This window comes from Ruminococcus sp. RTP21484sp1_RTP21281st1_A8_RTP21281_210402 (assembly GCF_040914025.1).
GTDB lineage: Bacteria > Bacillota > Clostridia > Lachnospirales > Lachnospiraceae > Blautia_A > Blautia_A faecis.
Genome location: NZ_JBCPGE010000001.1, coordinates 87,928 through 101,859 on the forward strand (window position 1 = coordinate 87,928; position 13,932 = coordinate 101,859).

The window sequence follows — 13,932 nt, forward strand, 5'->3', positions numbered from 1 at the left end:
CGAAATTAACGCGGTACCACCTTCATTATGTGCAAAATGCAAAGTGCTGTTTTCCCTGAATGCATTTACAGCCTTCGCTCTGTTATACACATATCTCTTTCCTGTAACGCTGGAATTGCGTGAAAACTTACTGCAGATATCACTGCCTGTTCAGTTTCCCGGCTCAGAAGCTACCTTCAGTGAATGCGGATCTCGAAATGTCTTCCACCACAGTTATACCTGGACATTTCTCTCTGGGAGGGCATGCACTTACTCCTCTTCTTCAATGCCTTTCGCTGCAGCGACCTGATCTCCTTGTAAATAGCCGGAAAAAGCCGCCACTTTTCATGGATATAACTATAATTGCATTCTTCCGGCTTGTCAAGCTAATTTAAAAATTTCACAATTACACCACTCAGGAATTCTCCCCCAAAGCGATGTTTTTTCAATACTTTTTATTCCACACTCTTTAAGGACTCTACCATATCAATGGTTTTCAGCTTAAAATGCATCACCCCATTCACCACAATGGAAAATATGCTTGTCAGAATCCCACTGTATAAAAAGCTCAACAGCTTAATATTACGTCCAAACATAACCGCATCCACCTCAACCGTGGTAATCACATACCTGTGAATGAGAATTCCAAACACTGCTCCAAACATAATTCCAAGCACTGTCAGGATCACGTTTTCCCGAAGCACATACTGGGAGACCTCTCCGTCATAGAAGCCGAGCACCTTCAAAGTTGCCAGCTCCCTCTGTCTTTCTGTAATATTGATATTATTCAGATTATACAATACCACAAAAGCAAGCATTCCTGCGGAAACGATCAGCACCAGGATCACCGCATCCAGAGTGCTCAGCATACGGTCAACCTGGGATGCCAGACTACTGGTATAACTGATGCTGAGAGCCCCAGGATAAGCAAGGATCCGGGTTCCTGCCATTTCCAGATCATCTTTGCAGTCTTCCTGCATAGTAAACACAATGTTCTCATACTCCGGCTTTTCCCCGAACGTCTGCTCATAAACCCTGGGCGTCATATAAAGGTAATGGCTCATATAATTCTCTGTGATCACAGCCACCCTCACCTTATATTCCTTATCTCCCTTTTTCAGGGGAATCATATCTCCCACCTTTAATCCCAGCAGGGATGCCGTTTTCTCGGAAATAGCAGCACCTTCGTCGGTAAGCTCATATGTTTCCCCGGTAATACGGTTCTTTAAGGTTACATCCTTTGCAAACTCACTCAGGCTCTCTGGCACAAACAGATAAATACTGATGTTGGAGCTGCCTTTCGGAGCACTGATCTTCGTCATTTGTACCCGATTGCAATGGGCGATTTGCTCATTTTCCTTCATATATTCAAACAGCTCTTCATGTTCTTCCTCTGTAGCATCGCTGTCCTCAATCACCATTCCGTCATAATGCTGCAGCTCCCGGTACTGAATAGCGGCAATATCACTAATGGAATCCTGAAGCCCAAAACCAACCAGCATCAGTCCCATGCTTCCTGCAATTCCAAAGACTGTCATGATCAGACGCTTCTTGTAACGGAAAAGATTTCGGATTGTGGACTTCCAGGAAAAGCTTAAATGCTTCCATATAAATGTGAACCGCTCCAGCAATACCCGCTTGCCCTCTTTCGGAGCCGGTGGGCGCATAAGAGAGGCCGGTGTCTCCTGCAGCTCCTTTCCACTTGCAAAAAGAGTCGCTCCAACTGTACATACAACAGAGGCTGCGGAAGCGATCAGTGCGAAGCCAGGCTGATAATCAATGGAAATGGTATTTGCCACATTGTGATACATAATTCCATAAGCAGTTATAATAATGTATGGAATAATTTTCTCTCCGATCAGCATTCCTAGCACACTGCCAAGAAGAGTTGCAAAAAATGCATAACAGATGTATTTTGCTGCAATGGCAGACTTCTTATATCCCAATGCCTTCAAGGTACCGATCTGGGTTCGCTGCTCCTCCACCATACGAGTCATAGTGGTAAGACTGATCAATGCCGCTACCAGGAAAAAGATGACCGGGAAAACCTGACCGATGTTTCGAAGACGGTCTGCATTATCACCGTAATCCGTATATTCCGGAAGATCCTCCCTATCTGTAACCATCCACTCCGGCTTTTCCAGATCTTCCAGCTCCTTTTTCGCATCATCCAGCTTCTGCTGATTCTCGACAATCTCATCCTCAGCATCTTTTTGGGCGTCTTCGTACTCTTTCTTTCCGTCTGCAAGGTCTTTCTCGCCTTTTTTCAAGTCTTTAGCCGCATCCTGAAGCTTTTTCTCATTGTCTGTAATCTCTTTTTCACCGTCTGCAAGCTTCTTCTCATTGTCTGCGATTTCTTTCTCACCATCGGCAAGTTTCGCCTCATTTTCTGCAATCTCTTGCTCACCGGAAGTAAGCTTTGCCTCATTTTCAGCGATTTGCCGGGCACCGGAATGATACTGTTCCAGGCCGGAAGCATACTGCGCTTCGCTGTCATTTAACTTTGCCACATTGGCATCCAGTTCCGCCTGTCCTGCTGCCAGGGTCTCTGCATTGGAATCAATTTCTTTCTGGGCTTTACTCAGTTTTTTCTTTGCTGCCTTTAACTGCTTCTGACCTTTTTCCAGTTCCTGTTCCCCTGCCTCTATCTCAGCTTTCGAAGCAGCAAGAGTATTCTCCTGTTCCTGAATCTGAATCCATCCGGCATCGATCTGTGCCTGACCTGCTGTTATCTGTTCCAGCCCCGCATTCAGCTCGCTTTCTTTCTGAGAAAGCTGGGAAAGTCCATCCTCGACTGCTGCAAGCCCGCTTTCCAACTCACTTCTGGTCGCTGCAAGCTGCTGCCGCTGACTCTCAATCTGCGCTTCACTTGCCTGGATCTGCTGGGTTACTGCCGCCTCCTGTTCTTCCAGTGCAGACACCTGGGCTGCCAGAATATCTATTTCCTCCTGGGAAGCATCCGGATTTTCCAGTGCTGCGTTGTAACTTGCGCGTACTGTAGCAAGCTGACTCTGTAGCTCCGTCAGCTGAGCTTTTGCGCTTTCCAAAGCACTTATTCCCTCCTGAAGCTGGGCTTCTCCTACTGATACCTGGGAAAGTCCATCTGTAATCTGCTGCTTCTGGGCATTTAACTGGGTTCTGGTACTTTCGATCTGCTGCTGTCCGGCAGTAATTTCCGCTTTTGACTGATCCAGTTCACTTTGCTTTGTTGTCAAAGTCTGCTTTGCGGCTTCTAACTGCTGTTCGCCTACCTCAAGCTGGGCTTTTCCATCTGCAAGTTTCGCTTTATTTTCATCTAAAGTCTTCTGATTTTCCTCTAATTCTGCCAGACCACTGGTTACCTGCTTCTGCGCAGAATCAAGCTGAGCCTGTCCGTCAGCAAGCTGGGCTTTTGCTGCATTTACCTGACTCCATCCATCATCCAGCTGGCTTCTGGCAGTATCAAGCTGGCTTTTGCTAGAGGAAAGCTGACTCTTGGCAGATTCCAGCTGACTTTTTCCATCAGCAAGCTGCGCTTTCGCATCTTCTAACTGGGTTTTCCCATCAGCAAGCTCTGTCTTCGCATCTTCCAGCTGTTTTTTCCCATCGGCAAGCTCTGTTTTTGCGTCTTCTAACTGGGATTTTCCATCTTCATACTCTTGCCTGCCGTCTTCTAAATCCTTTTCACCTTTATCCAGTTCTTCTTTTGCGTCAGCAAGCTTTTCATCTGCCTCTTTTTTCCCATCGTCCAGCTTCTTCTGGGCATCATCGATTTCCTCCTGTGCATCTGCCTTCACAGCTGCAAGGCGGATCTGACAGCGATCATCTGCTATGTTTTCAACACGGCCTTTGATCTTGGCAATCAGATTCTCGTAACCGTCTGTATAACTGGTAAGGCCCTTTGCACCATGAACGGTCACATAAATCTGGGTATAAATTTCCTGGTCAAAATCTTCCGGGAGCACATATCCAAATCCATTTACTTCACCAGTTCCAAGGGTTGTATTTCCTCTGTTAAAGGAAATATAAAGAGGGCTTCTTCCAGTTCCCACTACCGTATATTCTGCAGTCACAAGAAGGGTAGAATCTCCATCTTCACGCAAAGCAACCTTATCTCCTACCTTATATTCATTGGCAGAAGCAAATGTGCTATCCAGAAAAATCTCTCCACTTTTTTCCGGAAGGCGTCCCTCCTGCACATCCAGTTTATTCACTGCGTCATTTATGGATTCAATGTGAAGAACCTTCTGCTTCTGGCCTTCCCCGCACATCACATCGGTAGACCAGGCACCTTCTGCGGACTCAATGCCATCTATACTTTCTATAGAAGAAACATCATCAGATGTCAGGCCCATTGTGCCCACAACCTTGATATCCATCAGGCTGCTTTCGTCATAATAGGCATCTCCGGAATAGCGCATATCCGGCGAGGAAGCCTGAATACCGGAAAAGAAGGCCACTCCGAGAGCCACGATCAGAAGAATGGAGATAAACCTGGATTTGCTTTTCCGGATCTCCATCCAGAATTCTTTTCTTAATGCTTTCATCTCTCACCTACCACTCAATTTCTTCTACCGGGGTTGGGTGGGCATTCAAAGTCATCTGTGCCACCTTGCCGTTTTTTATTTTAATCACGCGATCTGCCATAGGCGTCAATGCAGAGTTATGAGTGATAACCACTACTGTCATCCCCTTTTGGCGGCACATATCCTGTAAAAGCTTGAGAATTGCCTTACCAGTCTGGTAATCCAGCGCACCTGTAGGCTCATCACAAAGGAGCATCTTCGGATTCTTGGCAAGAGCTCTTGCAATGGAAACTCTCTGCTGTTCACCGCCTGATAACTGGGCAGGAAAATTTCCAAGTCTGTCTTTCAGGCCCACCTCTTCCAAAACAGTTTTCGGATCCATGGGGTTCTTACAGATCTGTCCTGCCAGTTCTACGTTTTCCAGAGCTGTCAGATTGGGAACCAGATTATAAAACTGAAAAACAAATCCAATATCGTCCCTGCGGTAGCTGGTGAGCTGGCGGTTATTGTATTTCGCTATATTCCTTCCATCTACCCAGATCTGACCGCTGGTGGCAGTATCCATTCCTCCCAGAATATTCAGAACCGTAGTCTTACCAGCGCCACTGGGACCTACGATCACGGCAAACTCGCCTTTTGCTATGTTAAAGCTGATCTCATCTACTGCGATTATTTTTACTTCTTTTGTTCCATAAATCTTGGAAACCTTTTCAAGGTGAATATAGTTTTCTATGGTATCCTGCAATTTATCACACTCCTGTTTTTCAAATATGTTTTAATTTTAGTATAGCATTGCAGGTTTTTTTGTTCAATCAGAGAAAGTATGAAATTTCTATAAAGATAACTATACGTTACTGGTCACGGAGTAAACAGTAACAACTATACCAATCGCGTAGGATATGAATTCAAGTGTGCAGTTATAAAAATTATAGTTATTTCAAAAACAGCCTCTGACTTTCCCAGTAAAAAAGTCAGAGGCTGTTTTTCTTTCCTGCTCATCAATTGCAGAATATATAATTACAATCCGCATATCCGTATTTCATAAGGCGTGGAGAATATACATACCAGTATTTATCCGAACTGGAATCAATTACTACCACAGTATCACCGGTATTCAGTTCACCAATCTCATTTGCCGCATCATATCCCATAGCGGATCGAAGAGCCAGATAGCCGGTAGGCACTTTTACATACAAGGTAGCATATGCATTTCCACCCACCAGATAATCTTTGTTTACAAATCCATTGGTATCATATTTCGGGGAATACACATACCAGTACTGGGAATCACTTGTATCCAGAAGCTGTACGGTATCACCGGAATATAATTCCCCGATTTCATTGGAAGCATCATATGCCTTCATATTGCGAAGTGCCAGATAGCCCTTGGCAACACTGACCGTTCTTATTTCGCCAAAATAGCTGGAATCTGTATCCAGTCCCTCTTCTCTGTACAGGTACTCCTGGTTCACATATCCATAGCCGTCCAGTTTCGGGGAATACACATACCAGTACTGAGAATTGCTGCTGTCGGAAACCCAGACGGTATCTCCTGAATAGAGCTCACCGATTTCATTAGATGCATCATATTCCGGTACATTGCGAAGAGCCAGATATCCGGTGGAAACGCTTACGGTCCACATTGTATCATAGGAAGATACGGAAGATGTCACAGAATCCAGATAATCATTATTCACGTATCCGAAATCGTCATACTTAGGAGAGTATACATACCAGTAACCAGTGGCACCAGTGTAATCCATCACTTCCACCAGATCGCCACTGTAAAGCTCTCCAATCTCATTACCGCTATTATAGGATGTATCTGTCCGAAGAGCCAGATATCCAGTAGCAACATTCACACGGTAAGTATTACAGGAAGCCTCTGCCTCCTGCGTAGTTCCGGGAACTGAAAACGCAAGGGCTGCAGCTGCAAGAACAGGTATGCAAATCTTCTTCATTTTCGTCATAGAAAAATCCCCCTTCATATAGTCGTTGCTGTCCACCCCATGACCAGCAACATACAATTTTCTGAAAAAAAACTTTTTTCATGTATTTATATATGAAAATTATAACGGATTAACCATGGCTTTTCAACTCCGTTTTTCTTATTATACACCACCTGACTCTGTTTTTTGTAATGCTTCATTTCCATCTGAATTACCAGCCTCTTTACCGGAAGCTCCTGTCTGCTGTTCATCAATGCTTCCACCGGGAGCTCTCATCTGCTGTCCATCACTGCCTCCACTGGAAGTTCCTGTCTGCTATTTATCAACGCTTCCACCGGGAACTCCTGTCTGCTGTTCATCAACGCTTCCGCCAGGAGCTCTCATCTGCCCTCCATCACCTCTTCCGCCGGGAACTCCAATGCCTTCTCCTGCTCCACCTCCCATGGACATACTTCCCATCACACTAAGTTCAATGCCGGAACCGTCTATAAGAGTGGATGAGTCCGCCTTCTGTCCATCATCTGTGGAAGGAATTGTGCCGTCCAACTGACCGCTTACACTTTCCCCGCGGAGATTTATTACTTCATACAGCATTTCGACAGCTGCCTCATACTCTTCATAGCTGTAAAATGCAGTGGGATCTTCTGCCACAAGCTCATCAATCTGGCTGCGGATCCGCTCATAAGTTTTCTGGAATTCACCGCCATTTACATATTTCTCTACAAGCTCATTTAAGTACTCATGGTATTTCGCCAGATATTCTTCATTTTCCAGCAATGCATCAAAGAAGTTTGTAATAGAAAATGGTGTGTCAATAGCATCGTTTATCACAGATGTGGCACCAGAAGACTGACCTCCCATTCCACCACCCATGGACATTCCTCCAAAAGAAAGATTGTAATCCCATGGGAGAATATTCAGTTTACCGTTGTATTCATAGAGATAATAATTATGGGCCATTGTACCGGAAAGACTGTCATCGTTTACCACAAAGGTGTGAACTGCCATATATTTCAAGATATTGTCTACATCCATATACGTCTCAAGATCTGTGCCTTCACTAATATTCTTCAGGGCTTCTACCACGCGCTTATGATCTTTTTTGCCCGAGCTGGTAACTTCTCCGTCCCAGATAGTGGAGTAGCTGTCAAGGTCATCATCTGTGTAATTCAGATCCGCGCCTCCGCTGCCACCTATGGCACCCATCTTAAAATCTGAAAAATCAATATCCTCAGATTGTTCACCATTTTGGGAAAACTGAAATTCATCTGGCATTTTGTCATTTTCACTCTGGGGCATCTGAATATTCTCCGGCGGATTTCCCATTTGCGGTGCACCACCTTGGAAACCGCCTCCCTGTGGCATCTGACTTTCACTGCTTGCTGATGGGCTTTCTTTTTCACTTTCCGCCGTTTCCCCATTGTCTGTACCGGATTCCTCGTTTTCCTTCCTGTTACTATTCTGGCTGTCTTCTCCTGTCTTTTCACCATCACTTTCCTGACTGTCTTCTCCTACCTTTTCTGCGTCAATACCGGGAAATTCGCCTCCATCTTTCCCTTCCTCCCCATCACCGCCGCCAACACCCATGCTTTCCGGCTTATACAGATTTCCATCTTCTGTGCCATAATTGCGCAGCATAAAACTGTCCTCTACAGCTTCCAAAGCCAGATACATGCCCCGGTAATCTCCGTTTACACAGATTTTTGCATAATTATAAAGTGATGCATCCACATCCAGATACTGATACATATCATAAACAACAGCTTCTTTCATATTGGTAGCGTCAGCATAATTATTATTCAAAATCAGTTTATCTAAACCATAGCAGGTCTGCCCTTCAATGTAATGATCAAATTCCAGTTTAAAGCTGTACCGATCTGTATCGGGGGCACTTGCAATAGACGAAAGGCTGGTATTTCCCTTGGGCCGTATTCCCACAGAATAGAACTTCTTGCCATTTACCACAACATCGCAGGAATAATATTCTTCAGAAATAGCATTTTCCAGCATCTCATTCCAGTCATCCTCATCCATAAGAATATCGATATCCATAACCTGGTCTGTATCAAACAGTTCGGTTTCGTATTCCATGGTCACAGCATTATTTCCGTAAACAGCCTGAAGCTGCTTGGAAAAAGCGGATGTCGCAAGACAGAGAATCACCGCCAGTGCCATAAGTGCAGAAATGATTTTTGTTATATATTTATTTGTAACCATATGTCTATTCCTCCTGTCAGTTTTTTCTCATCCTTTTCCTGAAAATCTGTCAGGGGAAGTACTGTTCACACCGAACGCCTCGCAGAACTTTTCAGGATTTTTTCTGCACTTCCCGGATTGTCTCTGAGCAATTCCCATCAGGACATATATTCTCCGTTATAGCTTACCAGAGTCGCGTTTTCCACGCCTGTGATCTCATTGAGACGATTCACAAAAGCAGTCTCCCCATCTTTCATCCGAATCTCTGCTGTAAATTCAATTCCCTGTGCATTTACCGTCTTTGATTTCACGGCATACTTTTTTACGGCTTCTTTCATGAGGGAAACAGCTGCATTTTCTGCATTCTCGTCCTGACAGTCCAGAATCAGCAGATATGGATTGTCATGTACCTTTCTATTGGCAAAAAGAATCAGGATCACACCAATAATACCAGAGCCAATCACAGCCAGCGGCAGCATTCCGGCACCAATTACAATTCCTGCAGCTACAGCCCAGAACAGATACACAATCTCCATAGGCTCTTTGATTGCTGCACGAAAGCGCACAATAGAAAGAGCACCAACCATACCAAGCGACAACACAACGTTTGATGTTACTGCCAGGATTACCAGAGTAGTCACCATAGTCATCCCCACCAGAGTCATGGCAAAACCGGTGGAATACATTACACTGTTAAAAGTTTTCTTATAAACCACAAAAATAAACATCCCGATGACAAGAGCTGCCACCATTGCGATCAGGGTATCTGTTGCTGAAAATTCTGTTATATTTTCCAAGAAACTGGATTTAAAAATATCATTAAATGTCATAATTGTTATACTCCTATATTTTACATTCTTAAATATGAAATCATATCCATCTAATATACTTTCTTCCCGGAGCAGCCACAACGGGCGAATATACTATGATACTGAACACTTTATCCGTATGTTCTGCATGCTGCATATTTGGAAAAAGATTCCTGCCTTACTCCATCTGTCTGGATCAGATTCTGTATCACCCCGGGCAAAAAAGCATCATACTTTACTTCCATGATCATCTCTCCCGGACACTGCTGTCCCGTCTCCACATCATACACTTTTTTTTCCAGAAATTTTCCGTGGTACATGGTGGTCCGTACATTCCAGTCAAAGGTGATCCGTACATTTCCTGCCGTATAAATGTAGGGCTCCCTTGTATAAGAAACAAGTACTCTCGGCCGCAGCTGCTGATACTTCATTTTTCCATAAAGTTCCTGGACCAATGAAGAGGAATGTGTCTTCATCCACTCCAGATCACCATTAAGTAGTTTTCTGCACTCTTTTTCCGACAATCCAGCGCTTACTTTTATGCAAAGATTGTTATTTTTTATCTTCTTTTCCAATGTAATCCGTTCAAAATTATCATTATAGTAGCGAATCCGAAACTTTTCTCTTTTTGCCACACCATTCACTTTTTCCCGCAGTGCTTTATCCTGGATATTGTCAAAGTAGATACTTCGAATGCTGTAGGTTCCATCTGCCCTTGTATGGGGATCCATTTTCATCACCTGACGGAAACGGCTCCGAAGCTGCAGATACTGCCAGTAATTTATGGTATATTTTAACTCATGACGATAATGTTCTTTTTTCTCCATTTGCTTCAACCTCCCTTCCCGGAGTCTGACACATTGTAATTTTCCAATACAAGCTCCGCTTTTTACAAATCCAATATAATAAACACACAAATATTGGATATATCGATTCCAAATTATAGAAGCTGAACCTGAAATGTACTTAAAAAAATATGTGACTATTCTGCGAAACTTTAAGAACCTCTTATTGCAGTTTTTTAACCTTTCGTGGAATACACCAGAATCTCATATAAATACAGGATTTGATCTATTGCATTATGCACACAAAAAAAGCCCCATGCTCTATAGCATGAGGCTAGAGTGTGTTTAAAAAAACACTTATCAGAATTATTTTTTCAGACAACCGTAGCTGCCTGTCTTATCTTTTCCATTGAAATATTTCTTTGAAAATTCCTCCGCCGGACAGGGTCTGGAATAATAGTATCCCTGAAGCAATTCCGGCTTATAAGTCTGGACAACGGAAAGGATTTCCTCATTCTCCACACCTTCCACACAAACCTTTATTCTGGTCTGCTTACTCAGATTCATAATATATTCCAGAATCGCCTGATCCATCTCATCATCCTGAATGGAACGGACAAAAGTATGATCGATCTTGATCCACTGTGGTTTCAGCTTGCGAAGCAATGCAATGGATGAGTACTCCGTGCCGAAATCATCCAGTGCCATATTGATCCCCATATTTTTAAAATATTCAAAATCATCCCGAAGGCCGTTGGGATCCGATACCTTACAGCTCTCTGTAAGCTCCAGGATCAACTGCTTCTCCGGTGTGCCGGATTTTTCCACGATCCGTGTCACCATTTCCCTGAAGCCTTCCTGAAGTATCTGGATATAAGAAACATTCACGGAAATCACAAAATCAGGATTCTCCATGCGCCACAAGGCCGCCTGGGCAAGTGCCTCATTCAAAAGCCACTCTCCCACCTGTCTGATGGTTCCGTCTTCCTCCAGGATCGGAATAAATTCCATTGGGGAAACCAGGGTTCCATCCGGCAGATAAAAACGCATCAGAGTCTCAGCACCATAAACCTCCTGAGTCTCTCCGTTCACCAGAGGCTGGTATACCAGTGCAAACCCTCTGCAATTATTGGCAACAGACTCACGGAGAACTTCCTGCAGTCGGAATTTCTCCACTGTTTTTCTGTGCATTTGTCCGGAAAACTGCGCAATGCTACCACGTCCCACTTTCTTCGCCTGCTCAAGGGCGTATTCCACATTTGCATGCAAAGTCTCGAAATCCTCTGCATCCTGTGGAAAAAAGGCCACTCCGCAGGAAATTGTCAACTGGATCTCCAGATTCATCTCCCTGGGGACTTCCTCCGAAAATCTCTGCACTTCCCGGTAAATCCGGTCAAGCGCACTCTCGGATTTCTCCGTGGTAATACAATAGAATTTACCTCCTGGTCCTCGATAAGAAATAACGCCCTCCATACTCTGACATTTCTGTCCCAGACGCTGCAGCACCTCATCTCCTACCAGATACCCAAGAATATCATTGATTCTCTGAAGTCTGTCCACATCAAAAAGAAGAACCGCACCTTCCATTCCATGACTGATAAATGACGGAAGCTGCTTCTTCAGCTCATGAAACGTATATAAACCAGTGGGCTGGTCAAACTTGGCATTCACACCAAGATTCATCATCGTGCCAACAAAAAGGCCAAGGCTTCCATCCGCATTCCGCTCCACAATTCCCTGGCACCTTACCCATACATATTTCCCATATTTATTTAAAGCCCGGTATTCACAATTATGCCGGTTGCTTTTCCCCTCAAAAATACGACCGATATCCTCCAGAAAAATATGCTGGTCTGCAGGATGGATATGCTGTACCCATTCCTTCGCCGTATTCTCTATAAATTCTCCCGGCAGATTGAAGTAATCCACACTTGGCTTAGACCATCTGGAAAAATCGCGTTCCAGGTCTGCTATATAAATGTACATATTATCTGAAGTCTGAGACAGAGCATCAAATATATGGCTGTCAAGATTAGAGATATCTATCACACAAAATCACTGCCTTCCCTTTTCCCCTAATACATCAATATTTTACCATACTTTGCACAATTCTGTCTACCGTTTTTGACAATTCTGCACATAAAATGTTAAAAAAGTATAAACAGAAGAATAAATAATACAAACATTTTTATGATAATCTGTAACCATTCCGTAGATGCCAGAGCCTGTTTGAAAAATCATCCCGCAATCCGCACGTCCCACTTTGCGGCATATTTTGCCCGAATTCGTTTGTTGCAGCCCGTAAAAAAGGTACTATATTTCCATTTCAGGAGATACAGTACCTTTTACAAAAATGAATTTATTTTTTAATTATTTTACTGCCTCGAATGCTGCGTCCAGAGCCGCGATCAGGTCTTCCACTTTCTCAATACCGATGGAAAGACGGATTGTGTTTGGTTTGATTCCCTGGTCAAGAAGCTCTTCCTCTGTGCACTGGCTGTGTGTGGTTGTTGCAGGATGGATCACAAGAGATTTTACATCTGCAACGTTTGCAAGCAGTGAGAAGATTGCAAGGTTATCAATAAACTTCTGAGCGGTCTGTGCATCACCCTTGATCTCAAATGTAAAGATGGAACCGCCACCGTTTGGAAGGTATTTCTTATAAAGATAATGGCTTGGCTCACTCTCCAGTGATGGATGATGAACAGCTTCTACCTGTGGATGTTTAGACAGGTAATCTACGATTTTCAGGGCGTTGCTTACGTGACGCTCCACTCTTAAGGAAAGAGTTTCCAGTCCCTGTAAGAACATAAATGCATGGAATGGAGAAAGGGTAGCTCCTGTATCACGAAGGATGATTGCACGAATGTAAGTTACAAATGCTGCCGGAGCGGTTGCCTCTGCAAAGGAAATTCCATGATAGCTTGGGTTCGGCTCAGAAATCCACGGGAATTTGCCGGATGCCTTCCAGTCAAAGTTACCGCTGTCTACGATTACGCCGCCGATTGCAGTTCCATGGCCGCCGATAAATTTGGTGGCAGAATGAACGACGATATCTGCACCATACTCAATCGGGCGAACCAGGTAAGGAGTTGCAAATGTAGAATCAACTACAAGAGGAATGTTATGTTTGTGCGCAATTTTTGCAACTTCTTCAATATCAATCAGGTTGGAGTTCGGGTTTCCAAGGGTTTCAATAAAGATTGCTTTTGTGTTTTCCTGAATTGCCGCTTCGAAGGAGCCTTCTACATCCGGGTCTACAAATGTTGCGGTGATACCGCTGGTCTGCGGAAGAGTATGTGCCAGAAGGTTGTATGTTCCGCCGTAGATGGTCTTGGAAGCTACAATGTGCTCACCTGTTTTTGCAAGTGCCTGGAATGTATAATTGATAGCTGCTGCACCGGAAGCAACTGCAAGTGCTGCAACTCCACCTTCAAGAGCAGCAATTCTCTGCTCGAAAACATCCTCTGTAGGGTTGGTAAGTCTTCCATAAATATTTCCGGCATCGCGAAGTCCGAAACGGTCAGCTGCATGCTGTGAGTTATGGAACACATAAGATGTGGAAGCGTAGATTGGAACAGCTCTTGCATCTGTTACCGGATCTGCTTTCTCCTGTCCAATGTGTAACTGTTTTGTTTCAAATCCCCAGTTTTTAGAATCTCTGATATCTGCCATTTTTCTTTCCTCCGTATGTTTACTATTTTTCATC

Annotated in this window: 9 protein-coding genes and 1 other annotated feature (1 of these 10 only partly in view); of the genes, 1 reads left to right on the forward strand and 8 read right to left on the reverse strand. The window is 44.0% G+C overall.

The window, feature by feature from the left end:
* Positions 1-275 (reverse strand) — a binding site (T-box leader) (it extends 8 nt beyond the left edge of the window).
* 159 nt (positions 276-434) lie between these two features.
* From AB5170_RS00395 to AB5170_RS00425, 7 genes are all read right to left on the reverse strand, one after another.
* Positions 435-4,505, reverse strand: a complete 4,071-nt coding sequence (locus AB5170_RS00395) for an FtsX-like permease family protein (protein ID WP_173770633.1) — start codon at positions 4,503-4,505, stop codon at positions 435-437.
* 7 nt (positions 4,506-4,512) lie between these two features.
* Positions 4,513-5,217: an ABC transporter ATP-binding protein gene (locus AB5170_RS00400; RefSeq protein ID WP_173770702.1), complete on the reverse strand. Its 705-nt coding sequence runs from the start codon at positions 5,215-5,217 to the stop codon at positions 4,513-4,515.
* A gap of 265 nt (positions 5,218-5,482) precedes the next feature.
* Positions 5,483-6,454, reverse strand: coding sequence for a hypothetical protein (locus AB5170_RS00405; protein WP_173770634.1), 972 nt, complete (start codon positions 6,452-6,454; stop codon positions 5,483-5,485).
* Between the two features lie 294 nt (positions 6,455-6,748).
* Positions 6,749-8,650, reverse strand: a complete 1,902-nt coding sequence (locus AB5170_RS00410) for a CotH kinase family protein (RefSeq protein ID WP_173770635.1) — start codon at positions 8,648-8,650, stop codon at positions 6,749-6,751.
* Positions 8,651-8,787: 137 nt separating this feature from the next.
* On the reverse strand, positions 8,788-9,459 hold the full coding sequence (locus AB5170_RS00415; protein WP_173770636.1) for a DUF4956 domain-containing protein: 672 nt from the start codon (positions 9,457-9,459) through the stop codon (positions 8,788-8,790).
* Positions 9,460-9,569: 110 nt separating this feature from the next.
* Positions 9,570-10,265, reverse strand: a complete 696-nt coding sequence (locus AB5170_RS00420; RefSeq protein ID WP_173770637.1) for a polyphosphate polymerase domain-containing protein — start codon at positions 10,263-10,265, stop codon at positions 9,570-9,572.
* A gap of 324 nt (positions 10,266-10,589) precedes the next feature.
* Positions 10,590-12,272: an EAL domain-containing protein gene (locus AB5170_RS00425; RefSeq protein WP_173770638.1), complete on the reverse strand. Its 1,683-nt coding sequence runs from the start codon at positions 12,270-12,272 to the stop codon at positions 10,590-10,592.
* A gap of 176 nt (positions 12,273-12,448) precedes the next feature.
* Between AB5170_RS00425 and AB5170_RS00430 the strand changes: the two genes are divergently transcribed.
* Entirely contained in the window at positions 12,449-12,580 is a 132-nt protein-coding gene (locus AB5170_RS00430) for a DUF6783 domain-containing protein (protein ID WP_368357340.1), read from the forward strand.
* A 13-nt stretch (positions 12,581-12,593) separates the two neighbouring features.
* On the opposite strand, the gene AB5170_RS00435 is transcribed toward AB5170_RS00430, so the two are convergent.
* Positions 12,594-13,898, reverse strand: a complete 1,305-nt coding sequence (locus AB5170_RS00435) for an O-acetylhomoserine aminocarboxypropyltransferase/cysteine synthase family protein (RefSeq protein ID WP_173770639.1) — start codon at positions 13,896-13,898, stop codon at positions 12,594-12,596.
* Between the last annotated feature and the right edge of the window lie 34 nt (positions 13,899-13,932).

Excerpts from the sequence above, each read along its gene's own strand:
- AB5170_RS00395 (WP_173770633.1), bottom strand. The coding sequence starts at position 4,505 with ATGAAAGCATTAAGAAAAGAATTCTGGATGGAGATCCGGAAAAGCAAA.
- AB5170_RS00405 (WP_173770634.1), bottom strand. The coding sequence starts at position 6,454 with ATGACGAAAATGAAGAAGATTTGCATACCTGTTCTTGCAGCTGCAGCC.
- AB5170_RS00410 (WP_173770635.1), bottom strand. The coding sequence starts at position 8,650 with ATGGTTACAAATAAATATATAACAAAAATCATTTCTGCACTTATGGCA.
- AB5170_RS00415 (WP_173770636.1), bottom strand. The coding sequence starts at position 9,459 with ATGACATTTAATGATATTTTTAAATCCAGTTTCTTGGAAAATATAACA.
- AB5170_RS00420 (WP_173770637.1), bottom strand. The coding sequence starts at position 10,265 with ATGGAGAAAAAAGAACATTATCGTCATGAGTTAAAATATACCATAAAT.
- AB5170_RS00435 (WP_173770639.1), bottom strand. The coding sequence starts at position 13,898 with ATGGCAGATATCAGAGATTCTAAAAACTGGGGATTTGAAACAAAACAG.